Here is an 18,912-nt window from a genome sequence, read left to right as displayed (position 1 = left end):
GGACCAGCGGTGCCGGAGGGTGTCGGTGGCAGCGATTAGAGTCGGCACCAACCGGTGCAGTTGGGGTGATGTGGTGAATCTGGAGCAAGCCGAGTCGATGGCCCGTGACCTGATGGCCGAACACGGCCTGAGGGACTGGACCTTCGCCTTCGACCGCGCGAAACGCCGCGCGGGCCTGTGCCGGTTCCACACCCGCACCATCTCCCTGAGTCGTCACCTGACCGAACTGCACCACGACGATCTGGTGCGGGACACCGTGCTGCACGAGATCGCCCACGCCCTGGCCGGCCCCGATGCCGGGCACGGCACCCAGTGGCGCCAGGTCGCCGGCCGGATCGGCGCCCGCCCGGAACGGACCCTGCCCGCTGAAGCCCCGCTGCCGCCGGCGCCGTGGGAGGGCCACTGTCCCGGCGGGCACGAGCACCGACGGTTCCGCAAGCCGGCGCGCCCGGTCAGTTGCAGCCGGTGCTGCCCGCAGTTCTGCATCGCGAACCTGATCATCTGGACCCGCGACGGCGAGCCCATGCAACCCGGCCCCACCTACCATCGGGCGCTGAAGGACGCAGCCCGGCGGGCCAAGCGGCAGCGGGTGTGCCGCCGGTGCGGCGGTGCCACCGACACCGCACGCGAGCCCGCTCGCACCGGCCACCGCGGGGCGGCTCCCGGTCGCCCCAAGGATCCGCCGCCACTCGTTCCGGCCACCCTCTTCTAAACCCCGGCTACCGGGCCCACCCGATGGCTGGCAGACTCGATCCAGACCCGCAAGCGGCACTGGCGAAGGTGAGGAACCGATGAGCATCGAACCCGATGCCAAGGACTGGACCTGGGTCCTGCGCGAACCCTGCGATGAGTGCGGGCTCGAGGCGGGCACCGTGGTGCCGGAATTGATCCCCCAGATGCTGCGGGACAACGCCAGGCAATGGCAGGACGTGCGGGCGCGCACCGACGCCCACTGGTGGACCCGGCGCCCGAACGCTCAGACGTGGTCACCGCTGGAGTACGCAGCGCACGTGCGCGATGTGCACGGGGTGTTCGCCGAGCGACTGGGGCTGATGCAGACCGAGGAGGACCCCACCTTCCCCAACTGGGACCAGGACGCCGCCGCGATCAAGGGCAACTACGCTCAGGAGGATGCCGATCAGGTCCTAGCCGAGTTGCGCGAGCGCGCCGAGCCCGTCGCCGAGCGGTACCAGCGCTTGTCCCGGGACCAGTGGCAGCGCACCGGCCGCCGCTCCGACGGCGCGCAGTTCACCGCTGTCACTCTCGCCCAGTACCACCTGCATGACGTCATCCACCACCTCGGTGACATCACCCGCTAGTCGGTGAGCCGGCTTCCACCCACAGCCGCACGACGGCGTAACCACGGTGCGGCCGCCACGCCTCGGCCGCAGTCCTGACCGCACGCGCCGTCAGACCGCCCATGCCGCGGCGCAGCACCAGATCGGAGGCCGGCAGCGCATCACCGTCGCCGCTACCGCGTAGCGCAATGATGGAGAGGGTCCAGGGACCGACTCCGGGAAGGTCGGCGAGTCGGGCGAGCACGTCCCCCTCGAGCAGGTGCGGCGCGTCGGGATGGCCGGGGTGCTCGGCCAGCAGCGCGGCCGTTGCCCTGAGCGTGCGGGCGCGGGCCCCGGTCAGGCCGATCGCTGCCCGCAGGTCCTCCTCGTCCGCCGCAGCGATCCGAGCGGGCACCGGGAAGGCCCGGAGGCGGGCCGCGGTCTCCTCGCCGTAGGCAGCGACCAGCCTGCCGGCGAAGGTGCGGCCGGCCGCCAGGGACACCTGCTGACCGAGGATCGTGGTGAGGACCCCGGCTGCCGCGTCAGCATGACGAGTGATCCGGATCCCGGGACGGTCCGCGACCTGCCCCGCTAGGAGTGGATCACCGCGCAGGTGGGCGTCGATGGCCCCGATCTCGGCGTCCAGGTCGAACCACCAGCGCAGCAGTGGCTCCATGGTCCTCGCATCGGGCGCTCCGGCGGCCCGGTCGTGGCCGCGCACGCGCCAGTACACGCCGGCGGGGGTGAGCCGCAGGTCGACGATGTGAAGATGCCCACCGATCCTGAGCACCCGGGTGTGGGTCCCGCTCACGGTGTCGGTGCGGTGTGCACCAGGGATGCTGTGATGACCCAGTGTGGTCAGGGTCGCGCGGGTATCCCACGGGCCGCGTGCGGGCAGGAAGCGTTCAGTCATCATCGTCTGCGCGCGATCAGAACAGCCTCGCCGCTCGGGCCTCGGCAGGTTCCTCGAGGTCCAGCAAGGCCCGCTTACGGTCCAGTCCGCCGGCGTACCCGGTCAAGGACCCATCGACGCCGAGCACGCGGTGGCAGGGGATCACGATGCTGATCGGGTTGCGCCCCACGGCCTGGCCCACCCGTTGGGCCAACGTCGCCGACCCCGCTTGCTGCGCCAGCGCGCCGTAGGTGGTCACGTGCCCGTAGGGGATCTGCCGCAGCATCGCCCATACCGTCTCGTTGAACTCCTCGCCTGCGGTACGCAGCGGAAGGTCGAACGCTTGCCGCTCCCCGGCGAAGTACTCGCGCACCTGCTCCCCGACGGTGAAGAGGAGTTCATCGTCGCGGCGGCGCAACCGGTCACCGCTGGGGTGTACCAGTTCCCCGAGCGTGCCGGGTTTCGGTGGGTAGGTGCGGTCCGGGAAGTACAGGCCAGACAGTGCTGTGCCCGATCGGACGGCCAGGAGGGTCCCCATCGTGGTGGGCAGGTAGGCGTGGCGCCGGTCCGCCGGAGCGACCTTTCCCCGGGTGGTCATGGTCAGTGGTCAGCGCGGGGGTGGCGGCGTCTGGGAACCGGGCGATTGCGGTCCCGGCCCCTGGCCGCCGTGCTGCGGCTGCTGGACATGGGAGTAGGCCGCGCGGTAGATGTCCTGGTTCAGTTGTCGCTGCTTGGCGCGACGCCGAACTGCGAGCGCCACGAAGAAGGTCACCACGGCCAGCACGCCCAGCGCGAGCAACAACTGCACCAACAACACGATCATGGTCATGGAAGTCACCTTCTCCGGTCCGGCGTGGCGGGCCTGTCGGCACACTACCGCCATCGGTCCGCCGAGGGTGACGGCCGTTGGCGCCGCTGCGGACCCTGCGGGTGGGCTCAACGCGCCAGACGCGCCAACACCTCCAGCACATGCTCATAGGTGCGCCCGGTGGCCCGGCTCATCCCCATCTCACAGGTGCGGTTGGCGGAGATGTAGGCATCGAACGCACCGTGCCGGGCCTCGACCGCGGCCAGTTCGGCCACCTGGGGTGCGGTGGCGCCGGCGGTCAGTTCGGGGTGCAGCATGCCCCGGTCACCGGCGAACCCGCAGCACCCCCAGCTCACCGGAACGGTCACCTGCCGCGCCACCGAGCGGGCCAGGGCGAGCAGGTCATCGGTGACGTCCAGGTGGGTGGTGGCACACGTGGGGTGCACCGCCACCGAGGCCAGGCGCCGGTCGGGGTCCACCGGCACCCTCGGCAGCACGTGGGCGCGTACGAATGCCAGGGCATCCATCACCTGCAGGCCAGGGTCCGACTCCACCAGGCCCAGGGTGCACGAGGCCGCGTCGGTCACCACCGGCAACCGGCCCCCCTCACTCGCCTCGGTGAGCACCTGGCGCACCTGCTCGGCCATGGTCCGGGCGCCACCGGTCAGGCCCTTGGAGGTCCATGGCACGGCGCAGCACAGGGAGTCGATCTGCTCCGGGATCCGCACGTGCACCCCGGCCCGGGCGCACAGGTCCAGGAAGGCCTGGGCGGCCCCGGGTGAGTCCGAGCCGAACATCGCCCCGGTACAGGAGGGGAAGAGGACGACGCCGACAGCCCCCTGGTCAGCCGTGGCACCAGCCGCGGGGGTACGTGTGGTCACCGCGCCGGGGCGCAGCGCCGAGCGTTTCGTGCCGGGCCCGGGCAGGTCCTTGCCCACCTCGGGCACCAGGTCATGGGGCGCCGCGGTGCGCACCGCCCGGCTGCCCGCCGCGAGCACCCCGCCGGGAAGGACCGCGGCGACCCCCAGGCCGGCCCGCACCGCCGTCGTCGTGCCCGCCCAGTGCATCGCGGCCGTCCGCCCGGCCCGTTGCGCCACCGGGGGTGCGGCCTCGGCACGCATGCCCTTCATCACCGCGCCGGTGTCGATGCCCACCGGGCACACCGTCACGCACATGGAGTCCCCGGCGCAGGTCTGCACCGCCTGGTACTCGAACGCCTTGGCCAACTCCTCCCGGCGCTGGGGGTCGGCCACCGCCATCTCCCGCATCAGCACAATGCGCTGGCGCGGGGTGGTGGTCACGTCCCGGGAGGGGCACACCGGCTCACAGAACCCGCACTCCACGCACGCGTCCACGAGCGGGTGGGCGGTGGGCATCGTCTTCAGGTGCTTGAGGTGGGCCAGCGGGTCCTCGTTCAGCACCACCCCGGGGGCGAGGATGCCGGCGGGGTCGCAGGCCGCCTTGATCCGGCGCATCAGGGCGTACAACTCCGGGCCGAACTGACGCTCGACGTAGGCGGACATGATCCGCCCGGTGCCGTGCTCGGCCTTCAGCGTGCCGCCGGCGCCCAGGATCACCTCGACCATGTCCTCGGTGAAAGCGGCGTAGGTGTCCACCTGCGCCGGATCGTCCAGCCGCGGATTGATCATGAAGTGCAGGTTCGCATCGCGGGCGTGGCCGAAGATGACCGCGTCGTCATACCCGTGCCGCACGAACAACTCCGCCAGGTTGCGCACGGTGGTCCGCAGGTGCTCGGGGGGGACGGCGACGTCCTCCAGCAGGTTGGTGGTGCCGGCCGGGCGCGCCCCGGCCACTGCGGGGTAGAGCCCCTTGCGCACCGTCCACATGGCCGCACGGGCGGCGCCGTCCTGGCTGAGTTCGGCCGGCATCGACAGCCGGGCATCGGCCAGCGCCGCGAGCAGGTCCCGACTCTGCTCGGTCAGTTCGGCCTCCTGCTCGGCCTGCAGCTCCACCAGCAGGGCGGTGTGGGCCTGCACGTCGATTCCGCGCATCGACTCCGGTGCCGCCGGCAGTCGCTGGGCCACCCGCAGGGCGCGGGCGTCCATGAGTTCGGCCGCCCGGGCGCCGGCGCCCAGGATCGCCGGCAACGCGTCCGTGGCTCGGTTGACGTCGTCGAACACCAGCAGCGAGGTCGCCACGTGCGGGTGGGCGGGCACGGTGGTCAGCACCACCGAGGCCAGGTAGGCCAGGGTGCCCTCGGACCCGACGATCAGGTGCGCCAGGATCTGGGCAGGCTCGTGGTGGTCCAGAAAGGCGTTCAGCCCGTAACCCATGGTGTTCTTCATCGAGAACTGGTGCTCAACGATGCGGCGCAGCGCCGGTGTGGTGCGGATCGTGTCCCGGATCCGCACAAGTTCGGCGTGCAGGGCTGGTTCCTGCTCACGCAGGCGGGCGTCGGCGTCACCGGCGGCGGTGTCGATCGCCGTACCCGAGGGCAGTACGAACACCGCGGATTCCATCGTGTGATAGGCCGTGGCGGCCGAGCCGCTGGTCATCCCGGAGGAGTTGTTGGCCACCACCCCGCCGATGGTGCAGGCGATCTCACTGGCCGGGTCCGGTCCCAGCCGGCGCCCGTACGGCATGAGCGCGGCGTTGACCTTGCGCAGCAGCACCCCCGGTTCGCAGCGCACCCGGGCGCCGTCGTCGAGCACGTCGAACCCGGCGAAGTGGCGCCGCACGTCGATGAGCACCCCATCGCCCACGCCCTGCCCGGACAGACTGGTGCCGCCCGCGCGGAAGGTCACCGGCACCCCGGCGGTGCTCGCGCGGGCCAGAACGGCGGTGAGTTCGCCCAGCGTGCGAGGGGTGTGCACGGCACGCGGGGTGAGCAGGTAGTGCGAAGCGTCATGGGCCATCGCGGTCCGGGTGGCCTGATCGGTGCTCCAGGCGGCCGGGGCGGCGACGTCGCGCACCTGCGCCAGCAGATCCTCGGTGACTGTCACAGTGCCGACCCTACGCCCGGGCGGGTGGGCGCGTGAGCGCGGAACGGGCGCCCGATCGGTGTTGCGCCGGGCAGATGTGCCCATCGATATCGCTGAACTCATCCGACACGATTGGCCCCGGATGCGTCATGATGGACGCACGGACGAGGGAGGACACCATGACCACGCCATCCGGTACGCCGCAACCTGATCAGTACGGCCAGCAGCCGCAGGCTCAGCCCGGGCAGTACGGCCAGCCCACCCAACCCGGTCAGCCGCCGCAGCCGGGGCAGCCGTCGCAGCCGGGCCAGTACACGCAGCAGGCGGGCCAGGGCGCCCAGTACGGCCAGCCTGCCCAGTACGCCCAGAACGCCCCCTACGGCTCCAGTCCCGCTGGCTCGGCCGCAGGCTCCCGCAGTTTCCGGCCCGGGACGGTCACCGGCGGGGCGGTGCTGGCCTGGATCGGCTCCGCGGTCATGATCATCCTCGGGCTGCTGCTGATGTTCGCCCAGGCTCTCGACCCCGCCGATCTCGGGCTGAGCGCCGACGAGGGCGTGGTGCTGCAGTTCATCGCCATCTTCGGGGTGGTCGCCGCCATCTGGGGTGTGCTGGTGCTGGTGATGGCGATCTTCGCCTTCCGTGGTGCCAACTGGGCCCGCTGGGTGCTGGTGGTGTTCGGTGCCCTGGCCATCGCCGGCAGCCTGTTCAACCTCTTCGACGGCAACGCGCTCGCTCTCATCTCCATCATCTGGGTGGGCCTGTCGGTGGGGCTGTTCCTGGCCCCGAAGTCGCGGGACTGGTACAACGCCCGCAAGACCACCCAGTTCAACCCCGGCAACTACACCCGCTGACTTCCTGGATGGGCTCGATCACCGAAGGACAACCCGGCAACGCGGCCGAGCAGGCCCACCGACCCGGCACGGTCGCGGCCGCCTCGCTCATGACCTGGTTCGGCACGCTGTTACCGATCGTGGGTGGGGCGGTGCTGCTGATGGCACGGGATTCCCTGCTGGCGATGATCGCGGACCTGATCGCCGGTGGTGAGCAGGGGCTGGTCGATGTGGGGGTGCACCCCTCGCAGGCGGCCGATTTCCTGGCTCTGCTGCGCGAGGCGCTGCCCTACCTGTCGCCGATCATGACGGCGGCGGGGGTGGTCTCGCTGGTCTGGGGCGCGGTGGTGTTCCTGCTGGCGGTGCTCGCCTTCCGGGGCTCCCGGGCAGCGGTCTGGGGGTTGACGGTGATGGGCATCGTCTTCGTGCTGGCGATCTCGATCCTGCTGCTGGCCGGTGAACTGCTCTCCCTCATCGCCGCCTCCTGGACCGGTGTCGCCGTGATCCTGTTCCACGTCACCTCCTCCCGGCAGTGGTACGTCCAGCGTCAACACCGGCAGACCGGCGATCGATACGGTGGCGCCTCCGGTGGCGGCCCCGGTGGACCAAGCGGTGGGCCGCACAGACCCGCGGCGAGCTACGGCACCGAGCCGCCGTCGTCGGCCCCCTTCCGGCGCTGACCCGCACCTCCGGCGCCGGCTGCACCGACGGCACCGGACAGTGACTGATCGCCCCCACCGGCTGGGTCCATCCACAACGGGTGGGCCCGCTCTTCGTTGTCCACACGGCCGGGTGAGGCACGTGCGGCGTCGCCGGTCCGGTTCGTACCGTCGGGCTCTGTCAGGTCCCTCCCTCCGGTGCGGCACGCGCGCTCCCGGAGGACGACGGCGGGAGCAGCCGATGACGAATCCGCACCATCCACCTGGGCCGCCCGGTGGGCACCACCCGGCGGGGCCGCCCGGCGCAGGTCCTCCGTCACGGCCGCCCGGGCCGGGTCCACCGGCCGGCCCGCCCCGGCCGGCACCACCGGGTCCACCGTCCGGACCCCGGTCGGCAGCACCGGGCGGGGTACGGCCCGGGGGCGCGGCGCCGCCACCACGGCGACCGCTCACCGTGACCATCGCCGCTGCGTTGATGTGGGTGGCCGGAGCCCTGGGGCTCGGTGTGGGCGTGCTGGCCCTGGCCACCGACGATCTGCTCGTCCGTGAACTGCTGCCGCGGTTCCTCTTCGGCCATCCCCCGCACGGCACCGGAATCAGGATCGTGGAACTCACGCTGTACCTGGCCGCCATGGCGGTGGTGCTGACCCTCGGACTGCTGGCGGTGGCCGCCTACCAGGGGTCGAACGCGTGCCGGTGGGTGCTGGTGGGTCTGCTCGGCTTCTGGTCGCTGCCGACTGTGCTGGCCGGGACCGTCCACCCGCACCCGGTGAGCGTGCTCCTGGGCTTCGGTCCAGCGGTGGTGATCCTGCTGTTCCTACTCCCGCCGGCCTCGGCCTGGTACCGACACCAGACGTCCCGGCGGCGATGGCGCCGCCACCTGATCGAGACCCAGCGCCGTCCGGGGCGCCGGCCCGGGCCGGCGCCCCCGGGTCGCCCAGCACGACCGGGCCATCCAGCGTCCCCGGGCAGGTAGCCCTCGGGCATTGAAAGTTGCCTGCCGCGCTGCCGAATGAGCCCGGAACCGACCCCGCCGAGATTAGGCTGGCGCAGGAGCACTCCTGACCGGGTGCGGCCGAGAGGACGACGGCGTGGAGGGGACCGTGACGAATCCTTACCCGCAGCAGCACGACGGCGGGCAGTGGACCGGCGGGCCCGCCCAGAACCCGTCCGCCCAACCCGACGCAGCGGCACCGGGTTACGGGCACCCCGGCCACCGGGGCGGTTACGGCGACGCCGCACAGAGCCGGCCGCCCGGTGCTCACCCCGCCTACGGCCAGTCCCCACACAGTCAGCCGGGCACCCACCCCGCCTACGGCCAACCGGGCTATGCCCAGCCCGGCACGCAACCGGCACCAGCTCAGTACCCCTACGCCCCGCCCGGCCATGAGGGCATGCCCACCACCGCTGACCATCCCCCGGGCCCACCGCCGCGCCGCCCGGTCACCGTGCTGCTGGGCTCGATCCTGGTGTGGCTGGCCTGCGCCGCCTCCCTGGTCGCGGGGATCGGGGTGCTGGTGGTCCGGGACCGGGCCGCGGACCTGCTGGTCTCGCTGCCGTTCATGATCCCGGAGTTCCACGCCGGCTTCTCGATCCTGATCAGCCTCATCGGCGCCTTCGCCATCGCGATGGGCCTGGTCTTCGGCGCGTTGACCGTCGGCGCCTTCCGCGGCTCCAACGGGGCCCGCTGGGTGCTGATGATCCTGATCGGCCTGGCCGCGCTGGGCGCCCTGCCGGCCGTGGTGGAGGTGCCCACCATGGAGGGCGCGCTGGCCGTGCTCATCCCGGCCCTCGTCGTCGTTCTTTTCCTGGTACCCCCGGCACCGCAGTGGTACCGGTATCGCAGCAACGAGGCCGCGCGGGCAGGACAGACCATCCGTTGAACCGTTCCACTCCGCGATAGGCCCCGCCCGGGTGAGGTTCTGGCCGTACTGTGAGGCCCATGGTCAGCGAGGTGCCGATCGCGATCCACGTGATGGCCGATTCGACCGGGGACACCGCCGCGCGTGTGGCCCGGGCCACGCGTGTGCAGTACGAGGACTTCGACACCCGGATCGTGCGCCACCCGCGCATCCGCACCTCCGCGGTGCTGCGGGCAGCGTTCCGCGACATCACCGGTTCGGAGGAGGACGTGGTGGTCTTCTCCACCCTCGTCGACGACGGGCTGCGCAGTCTGCTGGATGACCTGTGCGATGAGCACCGGATCTCCCACGTGGACCTGCTGCTGCCGGCGATGCAGGCGATGGAGCGGGTCACCGGGACCGCACCCCGGCGCAAGATCCGCCCGGTGGGCATAGACGCCGACTACTTCAAGAAGATCCAGGCGATGGAGTTCGCGATCGCCCTGGACGACGGCCAGCGCCCCGAGTCCCTGACCGAGGCCGACATCGTGCTCGTGGGCGTCTCGCGCACCGGCAAGACCCCGCTGTCGATGTACCTGGGTTACCTGGGCTACAAGACCGCGAACATCCCGCTGGTGGCCGGGGTGCCACCGCCGCAGGAGTTGTTCACGGTGACGCCCTGGCACGTGGTGGGGCTGAGCATCGACCCCGAACGACTGCTGCACATCCGCCAGCGCCGGCTGCGCACGATGGGCGCCTCCGGGGTGAACGAGGGGTACTCGGATCTGGTGGCGATCTACGACGAACTCGACCACGCCAAGGCGATCCAGCGGCGCCTGGGCTGCCCGGTGGTGGACACCACCGAGTTGGCGCTGGAAGAAGCCGCGGTGCGGGTGATCGAACTCGTGGAGAACCGGCGTCGGGCCCTGACGGGCAGTTGAGCAGGAGGAACAGATGACCAACCAGAACCAGCCGGGCGCAACCGGGATCAAAGCCGCCTCCCGGGCGGGCGAGTCCGGTCAGGGCAGCGCCGACGACGACGCAACCCGCTACGTCTACGACCTCGCCGAGGGCGGGGCGCACCTGAAGGAGTTGCTCGGCGGCAAGGGCGCCAACGCCTCGGAGATGCTCAACCTGGGCATCCCGGTGCCGGACGGGTTCACCGTCACCACCACCGCCTGCGTGGCCGCCACCCGCGCCGGCGGACGGTGGCCCGATGGCCTGGCCGAGCAGATCCGCACCTCGCTGGCGGACCTGGAGGAACGCACCGGCCGCACCCTGGGCGGGTCGGAGCGCCCGTTGCTGGTGTCGGTGCGTTCCGGGGCGGTGGTGTCGATGCCGGGGATGATGGACACCATCCTGAATCTGGGGATCTCCGATGACACGGTGGAAGCCCTGGGCGCCGAGGCCGATGACCCGCGGTTCGCCTGGGACTCCTACCGCCGGTTCCTGCAGATGTACGGCGAGGTGGTCGAGGGGGTGCCGGCCCATGCCTACGAGGACGCCCTCAGCGCGATGAAGCGCGACCGGGGCGTGCACAACGACACCGATCTGACCGCCGCGGACCTGCGCGAGTTGGTGCAGACGTTCAAGGGGGTCTCGGCCGAGTACATCGGCACCGACCTACCCACCGACCCGCACACCCAGCTCGAACGGGCAATCGAGGCGGTGTTCGCCTCCTGGCAGAACCCGCGCGCCGGGGTGTACCGCAAGGCGCACCGGATCCCCGACGACCTGGGCACCGCCGTGAACGTGATGCAGATGGTGTTCGGCAACCGCGGCGACACCTCCGCCACCGGGGTGTGCTTCACCCGCAACCCCTCCACCGGCGCCAAGGAGCTCTACGGGGAGTTCCTGCTGAACGCCCAGGGGGAGGACGTGGTCGCCGGGATCCGTACACCGCTCCCGCTGGCGCAGATGGAGGAGGTGCTGCCCGAGGCGTTCGCCCAGTTGGTGGAGACGATGAACCGCCTGGAGGTCCACTACGGCGACATGCAGGACATCGAGTTCACCGTGGAGGAAGGATCCTTGTACCTGCTGCAGACCCGCAGCGGTAAGCGCACCGCGGCAGCGGCGCTCAAAGTGGTCCGGGACCTGGAGGCCGACGGCGTGATCGACCGCGCCGAGGCGCTGCGCCGCATCGAACCGGCCCACCTGGACCAGCTGCTGCACCCGGCGATCGACCCCGGCGCCCACCGCGAGGTGCTCACCCGCGGGCTGAACGCCTCCCCCGGGGCGGCCGTGGGCCAGATCGTGTTCGACTCCGATGTGGCCGAGCAGCGCGGCAAGGCCGGCACCCCGGTGGTGCTGGTGCGCTGGGAGACCACCCCCGACGACATCGCCGGCACCCTGGCCGCACAAGGTGTGCTCACCGCGCACGGGGGGATGACTTCCCACGCGGCGGTGGTGGCCCGTGGGATGGGTAAACCGTGCGTGGCCGGGGCCGGGCAGATCCGCATCGACACCGACGCCGGCACCCTGGCCGTGGGGGACGTGGTGCTGCACGAAGGTGATCTGATCACCCTGGACGGGTCCACCGGTGAGGTCTTCGCCGGGGCGCTGGACCTGGTGCCACCGCAGTTGGGTGAGGACTTCGCAACGATCGTGGGCTGGGCCGATGAGATCCGGACGTTGGGGGTGCGCGCCAACGCCGACACCGGTGCCGACGCGACCAAGGCCCGGGAGTTCGGCGCCGAGGGCATCGGGTTGTGCCGCACCGAGCACATGTTCATGGCTGAGGACCGCCTGCCCGCGGTGCGGGCGATGATCCTGGCCGCCGATGATTCCGAGCGTGCGCAGGCGCTGGAGGCGTTGCTGCCGATGCAGCAGGACGACTTCACCGAGATCCTCTCGGCGATGTCCCACCTGCCGGTCACGATCCGGTTGCTGGACCCGCCGCTGCACGAGTTCCTGCCGGATCTGGTCACCCAGGCCCTGACCGTCCAGCGTCTGGAACTGAGCGGCGATGGCAACGCCGCCGAGCTGGCCCGGGCCAGACGGCTGCTGGGGCAGGTGCGCTCGCTCACGGAGATGAACCCGATGCTGGGCACCCGCGGGGTGCGCCTGGCACTGCTGTACCCCGAGATCGCCCGGATGCAGGTGCGCGCCATCGTGCGTGCCGCCCTGGCCGTGCGGGCGGGCGGCGGGGAGCCGGTGGTGGAGATCATGGTGCCGCTGGTGGCCTTCGCCGAGGAGTTGCGCCGGATGCGCGCGATCGTCACCGAGACGGTGGCGGAGGAACTCTCCGCCGCCGGGGCGGACTTGGACATCAGCGTGGGCACCATGATCGAACTGCCGCGGGCGGCGGTGACCGCCGATGAGATCGCCGAGCACGCCGACTTCTTCTCCTTCGGCACCAACGACCTGACCCAGACCGGGATCGGCATCTCCCGTGATGACGCCGAGGGCTCCTTCCTGGCGGCCTACGAGGAAGGCGGGATCGTGCCGGAGAACCCGTTCGCCACGATCGACGCCGACGGCGTGGGCGAGCTCGTGCGCATCGGTGCCACCAAGGGCAGGGCCGCCAAGGCGGGGCTGAAGCTGGGGGTGTGCGGTGAGCACGGTGGGGACCCGGCCTCGATCGACCTGTTCAACCGGATCGGGCTGGACTACGTCTCCTGCTCCCCCTACCGGGTGCCCATCGCCCGTTTCGCCGCCGCCCAGGCCGTTCTGGCCGCCCAGGAGGCTGACGCGGTCAGTTCGTGATCTCCCCGGGCCCCCGCCACGGTTGGGAGCCCCAGAAACCGCCGGGGGCGAACAGTTCGGCGACGCACTCCTCCAGCAGGTTCGCCTCCAGCAGCACATCAAGCAGGGTGTAGCGGCTGCGGATCATCTGCGCGCGCACATAGGTGGCCCGGAACCGGGCCTCCTCCACCCCGATCTGGCTCGGATGGGTGATCGCGCCGACCGTCGCCAGGCGGTGCTGGATGTCGGCGGCTGGCAGCAGTTGGGCCCGCAGGCGCTGGGCGAGCCCGGGCCACAGGTCCCGCAGGCGCTCCAGTCGAGCCCGCAGTTCCGGCGCCGCCAGGTACTTCAGGCGCGACTGTTCCACGGCCGCCTCGGTGACCTCCGGCGGCAGCGCGGCCCCGCGCACCCGCGCCTCCATCTGTTCCCAGGTCGGCCAGGCCGCCACGGCCGCCTCGACGTCCAAGGTCGCCAGATCCCGGTTCAGGGCCACCTCGTACAGCGCGCACAGGGAGATGGTGCCCAGCCCCACCTTCATCCCGTGGGAGAGCGGCGGCTCCTCATCGAGGCCGAGCCCTTCCATCTCCCACAGGTGGGAGAACTGGTGTCCGGCGCCGGAGGCCGGCCGGGAGGACTGGTGGGCCTGCATCGCCAGGCCGGACATCAACAACCCCTCCGAGAGCCCCCTGATCGCTCCCGCGTCACCGGCGGCGATCAGTTCCGGGTGCGCGATCGAGTCCCGCAGCGGGTCCTGCACCAGGTGCCATACGTCGTCGTCGATCGCCTCGATGCCCAAGGCATCCGCCAGGATCCAGTCCCCACCGGCCGGGATCTTCTCCACCAGGTCGCCCACGCCGGTGGCGGTCAGCCGGCCCGGGGCAGCGGCGAGAAGTCCGTAATCGGCCACGATCGCCGCCGGCGCCGGGCAGTACCGGGTGATCTTGAAACCGCCCTTGGTGATGGAGGCGCCGTAGGCGGCATAGCCGTCCATCGAGGCGGCGGTGGCCACCGCCAGGTACTCCCGCTCCAGTTCCCACGCGGCCAGTTTGACCAGGTCGTTCAGGGTGCCCGAACCGATCACCACCGGCACGCCGTCCCGGGCCCGCAGGTGCTCCCGGATCCGTTCGACGTTGTCGTAGGAGGCGTACACCGTGGGCACGGCCGGGAAGATGAGCGGCTCGCCCAGTCCCACCCCGGCCTGGCGAAGCGCGGCACCGACCTGCTCCCCGGCCACAGCCCAGGTGTTCCCGTCGGCGATCAGTTGCGCCGATGGCAACCCGGTGGGTGTGCCGAAAGCCTCGGCGAACACCGAACCGGTGCGTCCCAGCACGTCCGTGCCCGCGGTCAGGACCCGGGTGTCGGTCGCTGCGGCCAATGCGGCCTGGAGCACGTCTGCGGACGCGCGATCCTCAGTCATCTGGGCCTCTCTGTCGGGGCAGGTGAGCCTGCCGGAGCGGGTCACCCGAGGGTATGGCGCGCGCGTAGCGGCGCCGCGCGCTAGCGTACCGAGCCAGCCCCGACGAAGGATCGCCATGCCACCGAAGAACCGTTGGACCGAGCACCCCCGCACCCTGCTGCGCCCCGGTGAGGACTTCTCCCTGGCCGACCTGGACCACCGCTCAACCCCGGGCTGGTCGGGGAGGAAGCGGCACGCGCGCGAGTTCATGGCGCATCGCGGCGGGCTGCTCTCAGAGTTGCAGGAGCGACTGTACGCCCACGGCCGCAGCGGTGGGGAGAAGTCGGTGCTGTTGGTGATCCAGGGCATGGACACCTCCGGGAAAGGTGGCATAGCCCGGCACGTGATCGGGATGGTCGATCCCCAGGGCGTGACGCTGCGCGCCTTCGGCAGGCCCACGCAGGAGGAACTGGATCACCACTTCCTGTGGCGGATCCGTCGGGCCCTGCCGGCCGGCGGTCAGATCGGGGTGTTCGACCGATCCCACTACGAGGACGTCCTCATCGCTCGCGTGGACGGCCTGGTGGAGGAGGCGGTCTGGCAGAAGCGGTACGAGGAGATCAACCGGTTCGAGAAGGAGGTCGCCGAGTCCGGCACCACCATCGTCAAGGTCGCGCTGATGATCTCCCATGAGCAGCAGGGCCTGCGGCTGATGAAGCGGCTGCACCGCACCGACAAGTACTGGAAGTTCGACCCCGCCGACGTCGACGCGCGCCGCCAGTGGGAGGACTACCGCGACGCCTACGCCGACGTGTTCGCCCGCACCCACACCGAGGTCGCGCCCTGGCACGTGATCCCGGCCGACCGGAAGTGGTACGCCCGGCTGGCCGTCACCGAACTGCTCACCCAGGCCCTGATCGACCTCGACCTGGCCTGGCCCACGCCCCGGTGGAAGGTGGCGACCCAGAAGCGACGGCTGGCCGAGACGATGAGCGAGGAGACGCTGGCGGAGGCCAGGGCCGCGGCCAAGGATGCGAAGAAGAAGGTGCGTAGGCAGGAGCAGGCCTTCGCCGCAGCCGTCGCCGAGGCCGACAAGTACCGCTGAGCTCCGCCCGCTGGTGGGGGGCTCCGCGACACCCCTCGCAGGATCGACTACTGCGCAACGGTCATCGCCGCTTACGGCTCCAGGACCTCCAGCCCGGCACCGAAGGCCACACCCATCCGCTCTCCGGTGGCCCGGGCGTTCTGCTGGATCATCGCGGGGAAGTCGAAGTCCCCACCCAGCCCCTCCAGGTAGGCGCGATGCGCACGCAGGGAGGCGTCGCCGTCGTCCATCGTGTCGCTGACGTCCACACCATGGTTCTCCTGCGGTGATCCGGGCAGCCACACCTGGCGTACCCCGTCCCAGGGTTGCAGGCCGCCCTCGCTGACCTGGTCGGGAAAGACCCAGCGGTTCCCGGCGTCGCGCACGGCGTCCAGGGTGGCCTGACCGGTGGCGATGTGGTCGGCCTGGTTCAGTCCGCCGCCCATCCAGGATTCGCGGAAGTTGTTGGTGATGACGATCTGGGGGCGGTGCCGGCGGATCTGGTGGGCGATGCGCCGGCGCAGGTGCAGGCCGTACTCCAGGACACCGTCCGGTTCGCGTAGGAAGACCACGTCGGCCACACCCACGATCCGGCAGGCCTCGACCTGTTCGGCCTCCCGCAACGGCCCGGCCTCCCCGGGTTCGATACCGTCGATGCCGGCCTCCCCGGAGGTCACCATGCAGTAGGTGATCTGTTTGCCCTGGCCGGTCCAGCGGGCCACGGCGGCGGCGAAGCCGAACTCCATGTCATCGGGGTGGGCGACGACGGCGAGTGCGCGGTCCCAGTCCTCGGTGACGTGCGGCAGGGGTGGGGTGGACATCGTTCCTCCAGTGCAGTCGACCATCGGGCGAACTGTGCGCCACGCTATCGCGCCGGTTCGCGACCGCGTCGTCGCGCCATCACCAGGTTCTGCCGTCCTATACTCAACCTCACCCCCCAGGCACCTGAGCGCTTCACCATCCGACGGAGGAAAGACGATGCGCAACACCGCACAGATTCACGGAAGGCCCTGGTTGAAGGGCCTCGCACTCGTCTCCGCCGCGACCCTGGCACTGACCGCCTGCGGCGGCAACGGCGATGACGGCGACGGAGCTGACGCCGAATCCGAGGTCGACGCCGACGTGAGTGTCGACGCCGAGGTCCAGACCCTCAACGAAGGCACCCTGCAGGTCTGCTCCGACGTGCCCTACCCGCCGTTCGAGTACTACGACGCCGACGGAAACGTCGTCGGCTTCGACATCGACATCGCCTCTGCCATCGCCGACGGCCTGGGCCTGGACCTGGAGATCATCGAATCCTCCTGGGACGGTCTGGAGTCCGGTGTGGCCCTGAACGCCCAGGACTGCGACCTGACGATCTCCGGGATGACGATCACCGAGGATCGCAGCGGGAACATGCTCTTCAGTGACCCCTACCTGGACGACAACCTGGGGCTGCTGGCCACCGAGGGCTCCGGCATCGAAAGCGTCGATGACCTGGAAGGGGTCTCGGTCGGCGTTCAGGCCGCCACCACTGGTGATGTCTACGCCAGCGAGGAACTGGGTCTGGACGTGGTGCAGTACGAGGATTCGGGGCTGATGCTCCAGGGACTGCAGGCCGGCCAGGTGGAGGCCCTGATCGGCAACATCTCCATCCTCGGGTACCAGGCCGGTGAGGATCCGCAGTACGTGTTCGTGGAGGAGATCGACACCGGGGAGCAGCTCGGCGTCGCGGCCCAACTGGACAACACCGAACTCATCGACGCGGTCAACGAGGTCCTCGCGGAACTGAGGTCCAGTGGCGGCCTGGATGAGATCGAGGAGGCCTGGTTCCACTCCGAGACTCCTGAAGAGGGCGACACCGGGGACGACAGCTAAGCCCCATGGCCCTGTCGAACCGTCAGCGTCGCAGGATCAGCCTGGGGATCCAGTCCCTGCTGTTCGTCGTCGTGGTGGTGACCCTGCTGGTCCTCATCGACTGGGGTGCCGTTCAGCAGAGTTTCTTCAACTTCGAGCGGATCAGCTCCATGTTCCCCGGGGTGATCACCACCGGTCTGGTCAACACGGTGCAGTACACGTTCTTCGGGTTCGTCTTCGGGCTGCTCGCGGGCACGCTGCTGGCGCTGATGCGCATGGCCAGTTTCCCGGTCTATCGCTGGCTGGCCACTGGGTATATCGAGTTCTTCCGCGGCATCCCCGCGATCCTGGTGTTCATCGCGCTGGGATTCGGGGCCAGCCTGGCGTTCGGGCTCAACCTGACCACCCTGCAGACCGCGGCCACCGCCCTGGCGATCGTGGGCAGCGCCTACATCGCCGAGACCATCCGCGCCGGCCTGCAGGCAGTGCCCAAGGGGCAGGTGGAAGCCGCTCGGGCGCTGGGCATGCCGGCCTGGCGGGCGATGATCACCATCCAGATTCCCCAGGCTTTCCGGATCGTGCTGCCCCCGCTGACGAACGAGGCGATCCTGCTGACCAAGGACTCCTCGCTGATCTACGTGGTGGGGATGGCCGGTTCCGCGGCGGAGTTGACCAAGATGGGCCGTGACGGCATCACCATGTACCAGGCAGGCATGACGCCGCTGGTGGTGGCCGGAGCGTGCTACCTGATCATCACGGTGCCGCTGGCGCTGCTCGCCCGTCGGATGGAGAGCCGGGGCTCGGGCAAACCCGCCCGGCGGCGCAAGAAACCCATCACGACCACGCCGGCGACCCAGGGAGTGCCATGAGCAAGCAGGCGAGCGCGCCGGCCGAGCAGTACTCCGGGGTCACCATCTCCGGCCTGTACAAGTCCTTCGGCGACAACGAGGTCCTCAAGGGCGTGAGCCTCACCGTCGACCCCGGGGAGGTGGTCTGCCTGATCGGGGCCTCCGGGTCGGGCAAGTCGACCCTGCTCCGGTGTGTGAACCGGTTGGAGGACCCCGATTCCGGCCGGATCACCGTGGGCCGGTTCGATGCCACTGACCTGGACGTGAACCTCGATGCGATGCGCCGGCGGATCGGGATGGTCTTCCAGCAGTTCAACCTGTTTCCGCACCTGAGCGTGCTGGAGAACTGCACGATCACTCCCCGCCGGGTGCTCAAGCTCTCCCGGGAGGCCGCTGAGACCGAGGCGATGCACCAGTTGGACCTGGTGGGCCTGAAGGACCTGGCGCAGCGGCGGCCATCGCAACTCTCCGGCGGTCAGCAGCAGCGGGTGGCGATCGCCCGGGCCCTGACCATGAAACCGGAACTGATGCTCTTCGATGAACCGACCTCCGCGCTGGACCCCGAGACCGTGGGCGATGTGCTCTCGACCATGCGGGACCTGGCCGAGGCCGGGATGACCATGCTCGTGGTCACCCATGAGATGGGCTTCGCCAGGGAGGTCGCCGACCGGGTGGTCTTCCTGGACGACGGCGTGGTGGTGGAGGAGGGACCGGCCGCCAAGGTGATCGGCGACCCGCAGATGCCGCGCACCCGCGACTTCCTGCGCCGGGTGCTCAACCCCCTGGCCGGCTGAGCGCAGGTCAGTAAGGACTTG

19 protein-coding genes are annotated in these 18,912 nt (G+C 70.5%); 12 read left to right on the top strand and 7 right to left on the bottom strand.

The genetic code is table 11. The features are described 5' to 3' along the window. Window positions 1–25: 25 nt before the first annotated feature. Window positions 26–712 (top strand): SprT-like domain-containing protein, encoded by a 687-nt coding sequence (locus ACPL7H_RS13535; protein ID WP_424797408.1) that lies wholly within the window; start codon window positions 26–28, stop codon window positions 710–712. Between the two features lie 79 nt (window positions 713–791). Then, a complete protein-coding gene (locus tag ACPL7H_RS13530) occupies window positions 792–1,319 on the top strand; it encodes a DinB family protein (RefSeq protein WP_424797407.1) in 528 nt (175 codons plus the stop codon). On the opposite strand, the gene ACPL7H_RS13525 is transcribed toward ACPL7H_RS13530, so the two are convergent. The 4 genes from ACPL7H_RS13525 to ACPL7H_RS13510 all read right to left on the bottom strand — a co-directional run bounded on the left by ACPL7H_RS13525 (window position 1,309) and on the right by ACPL7H_RS13510 (window position 5,940). Then, window positions 1,309–2,190, bottom strand: a complete 882-nt coding sequence (locus tag ACPL7H_RS13525; RefSeq protein WP_424797406.1) for a DNA-3-methyladenine glycosylase family protein — start codon at window positions 2,188–2,190, stop codon at window positions 1,309–1,311. The genes ACPL7H_RS13530 and ACPL7H_RS13525 overlap by 11 nt on opposite strands. Window positions 2,191–2,206: 16 nt before the next feature. Next, entirely contained in the window at window positions 2,207–2,767 is a 561-nt protein-coding gene (locus tag ACPL7H_RS13520) for a methylated-DNA--[protein]-cysteine S-methyltransferase (protein ID WP_424797405.1), read from the bottom strand. Window positions 2,768–2,776: 9 nt separating this feature from the next. Next, window positions 2,777–2,998: a hypothetical protein gene (locus tag ACPL7H_RS13515; protein ID WP_424797404.1), complete on the bottom strand. Its 222-nt coding sequence runs from the start codon at window positions 2,996–2,998 to the stop codon at window positions 2,777–2,779. Window positions 2,999–3,105: 107 nt separating this feature from the next. After that, the gene (locus ACPL7H_RS13510; protein ID WP_424797403.1) at window positions 3,106–5,940 is read right to left on the bottom strand and encodes an FAD-binding and (Fe-S)-binding domain-containing protein; all 2,835 of its coding nucleotides are present in this window, start codon (window positions 5,938–5,940) and stop codon (window positions 3,106–3,108) included. Between the two features lie 158 nt (window positions 5,941–6,098). Here ACPL7H_RS13510 and ACPL7H_RS13505 point away from each other — a divergent pair, with 158 nt between their 5' ends. Together ACPL7H_RS13505 and ACPL7H_RS13500 are read left to right on the top strand one after the other, a co-directional pair. Next, window positions 6,099–6,770: a hypothetical protein gene (locus ACPL7H_RS13505; RefSeq protein WP_424797402.1), complete on the top strand. Its 672-nt coding sequence runs from the start codon at window positions 6,099–6,101 to the stop codon at window positions 6,768–6,770. 8 nt (window positions 6,771–6,778) lie between these two features. Then, on the top strand, window positions 6,779–7,429 hold the full coding sequence (locus tag ACPL7H_RS13500) for a hypothetical protein (protein ID WP_424797401.1): 651 nt from the start codon (window positions 6,779–6,781) through the stop codon (window positions 7,427–7,429). Here the strand turns inward: ACPL7H_RS13500 and ACPL7H_RS13495 are convergent. Next, window positions 7,387–7,848, bottom strand: a complete 462-nt coding sequence (locus ACPL7H_RS13495; RefSeq protein ID WP_424797400.1) for a hypothetical protein — start codon at window positions 7,846–7,848, stop codon at window positions 7,387–7,389. The two genes, ACPL7H_RS13500 and ACPL7H_RS13495, sit on opposite strands and share 43 nt — an antisense overlap. A 14-nt stretch (window positions 7,849–7,862) precedes the next feature. Between ACPL7H_RS13495 and ACPL7H_RS13490 the strand changes: the two genes are divergently transcribed. From ACPL7H_RS13490 to ppdK, 4 genes are all read left to right on the top strand, one after another. After that, window positions 7,863–8,384, top strand: a complete 522-nt coding sequence (locus tag ACPL7H_RS13490; protein ID WP_424797399.1) for a hypothetical protein — start codon at window positions 7,863–7,865, stop codon at window positions 8,382–8,384. A 127-nt stretch (window positions 8,385–8,511) separates the two neighbouring features. Beyond that, the gene (locus ACPL7H_RS13485) at window positions 8,512–9,291 is read left to right on the top strand and encodes a hypothetical protein (protein ID WP_424797398.1); all 780 of its coding nucleotides are present in this window, start codon (window positions 8,512–8,514) and stop codon (window positions 9,289–9,291) included. A 59-nt stretch (window positions 9,292–9,350) separates the two neighbouring features. Then, window positions 9,351–10,190 (top strand): pyruvate, water dikinase regulatory protein, encoded by an 840-nt coding sequence (locus ACPL7H_RS13480; protein WP_424786616.1) that lies wholly within the window; start codon window positions 9,351–9,353, stop codon window positions 10,188–10,190. Window positions 10,191–10,203: 13 nt separating this feature from the next. Then, window positions 10,204–12,954 carry a pyruvate, phosphate dikinase gene (ppdK, locus tag ACPL7H_RS13475; RefSeq protein ID WP_424797397.1) on the top strand — a complete coding sequence of 917 codons (2,751 nt, stop codon included), beginning with the start codon at window positions 10,204–10,206 and terminating at the stop codon, window positions 12,952–12,954. Here the strand turns inward: ppdK and ACPL7H_RS13470 are convergent. After that, complete coding sequence (locus tag ACPL7H_RS13470) at window positions 12,944–14,350, bottom strand: sn-glycerol-1-phosphate dehydrogenase (RefSeq protein ID WP_424797396.1); 1,407 nt, start codon at window positions 14,348–14,350, stop codon at window positions 12,944–12,946. The two genes, ppdK and ACPL7H_RS13470, sit on opposite strands and share 11 nt — an antisense overlap. A gap of 115 nt (window positions 14,351–14,465) precedes the next feature. Here ACPL7H_RS13470 and ACPL7H_RS13465 point away from each other — a divergent pair, with 115 nt between their 5' ends. Beyond that, on the top strand, window positions 14,466–15,434 hold the full coding sequence (locus tag ACPL7H_RS13465) for a PPK2 family polyphosphate kinase (protein WP_424797395.1): 969 nt from the start codon (window positions 14,466–14,468) through the stop codon (window positions 15,432–15,434). Window positions 15,435–15,505: 71 nt separating this feature from the next. Here the strand turns inward: ACPL7H_RS13465 and ACPL7H_RS13460 are convergent, their stop codons facing one another. Beyond that, window positions 15,506–16,234 carry a PIG-L deacetylase family protein gene (locus tag ACPL7H_RS13460; RefSeq protein ID WP_424797394.1) on the bottom strand — a complete coding sequence of 243 codons (729 nt, stop codon included), beginning with the start codon at window positions 16,232–16,234 and terminating at the stop codon, window positions 15,506–15,508. Window positions 16,235–16,391: 157 nt separating this feature from the next. Between ACPL7H_RS13460 and ACPL7H_RS13455 the strand changes: the two genes are divergently transcribed. The 3 genes from ACPL7H_RS13455 to ACPL7H_RS13445 are packed head-to-tail and all read left to right on the top strand — an operon-like array spanning window position 16,392 to window position 18,891. Further along, complete coding sequence (locus ACPL7H_RS13455; protein WP_424797393.1) at window positions 16,392–17,270, top strand: ABC transporter substrate-binding protein; 879 nt, start codon at window positions 16,392–16,394, stop codon at window positions 17,268–17,270. Window positions 17,271–17,275: 5 nt separating this feature from the next. Next, the gene (locus ACPL7H_RS13450; protein WP_424797392.1) at window positions 17,276–18,118 is read left to right on the top strand and encodes an amino acid ABC transporter permease; all 843 of its coding nucleotides are present in this window, start codon (window positions 17,276–17,278) and stop codon (window positions 18,116–18,118) included. Beyond that, window positions 18,115–18,891 (top strand): amino acid ABC transporter ATP-binding protein, encoded by a 777-nt coding sequence (locus ACPL7H_RS13445; protein WP_424797391.1) that lies wholly within the window; start codon window positions 18,115–18,117, stop codon window positions 18,889–18,891. Before ACPL7H_RS13450 ends, ACPL7H_RS13445 begins: the two co-directional genes overlap by 4 nt. The last annotated feature ends 21 nt before the right edge of the window (window positions 18,892–18,912 follow it).

The sequence above is a fragment of the Pseudactinotalea sp. Z1732 genome (assembly GCF_049724975.1).
In the GTDB taxonomy this organism is placed as follows: domain Bacteria; phylum Actinomycetota; class Actinomycetes; order Actinomycetales; family Beutenbergiaceae; genus CALKWS01.
This window is presented reverse-complemented; position numbering and strand designations above follow the sequence as displayed.

Excerpts from the sequence above, each read along its gene's own strand:
- ACPL7H_RS13500 (WP_424797401.1), top strand. The coding sequence starts at position 6,779 with ATGGGCTCGATCACCGAAGGACAACCCGGCAACGCGGCCGAGCAGGCC.
- ACPL7H_RS13460 (WP_424797394.1), bottom strand. The coding sequence starts at position 16,234 with ATGTCCACCCCACCCCTGCCGCACGTCACCGAGGACTGGGACCGCGCA.
- ACPL7H_RS13525 (WP_424797406.1), bottom strand. The coding sequence starts at position 2,190 with ATGACTGAACGCTTCCTGCCCGCACGCGGCCCGTGGGATACCCGCGCG.
- ACPL7H_RS13515 (WP_424797404.1), bottom strand. The coding sequence starts at position 2,998 with ATGACCATGATCGTGTTGTTGGTGCAGTTGTTGCTCGCGCTGGGCGTG.
- ACPL7H_RS13520 (WP_424797405.1), bottom strand. The coding sequence starts at position 2,767 with ATGACCACCCGGGGAAAGGTCGCTCCGGCGGACCGGCGCCACGCCTAC.
- ACPL7H_RS13450 (WP_424797392.1), top strand. The coding sequence starts at position 17,276 with ATGGCCCTGTCGAACCGTCAGCGTCGCAGGATCAGCCTGGGGATCCAG.
- ACPL7H_RS13505 (WP_424797402.1), top strand. The coding sequence starts at position 6,099 with ATGACCACGCCATCCGGTACGCCGCAACCTGATCAGTACGGCCAGCAG.
- ACPL7H_RS13480 (WP_424786616.1), top strand. The coding sequence starts at position 9,351 with ATGGTCAGCGAGGTGCCGATCGCGATCCACGTGATGGCCGATTCGACC.
- ACPL7H_RS13455 (WP_424797393.1), top strand. The coding sequence starts at position 16,392 with ATGCGCAACACCGCACAGATTCACGGAAGGCCCTGGTTGAAGGGCCTC.
- ACPL7H_RS13470 (WP_424797396.1), bottom strand. The coding sequence starts at position 14,350 with ATGACTGAGGATCGCGCGTCCGCAGACGTGCTCCAGGCCGCATTGGCC.
- ACPL7H_RS13530 (WP_424797407.1), top strand. The coding sequence starts at position 792 with ATGAGCATCGAACCCGATGCCAAGGACTGGACCTGGGTCCTGCGCGAA.
- ACPL7H_RS13445 (WP_424797391.1), top strand. The coding sequence starts at position 18,115 with ATGAGCAAGCAGGCGAGCGCGCCGGCCGAGCAGTACTCCGGGGTCACC.
- ppdK (WP_424797397.1), top strand. The coding sequence starts at position 10,204 with ATGACCAACCAGAACCAGCCGGGCGCAACCGGGATCAAAGCCGCCTCC.
- ACPL7H_RS13465 (WP_424797395.1), top strand. The coding sequence starts at position 14,466 with ATGCCACCGAAGAACCGTTGGACCGAGCACCCCCGCACCCTGCTGCGC.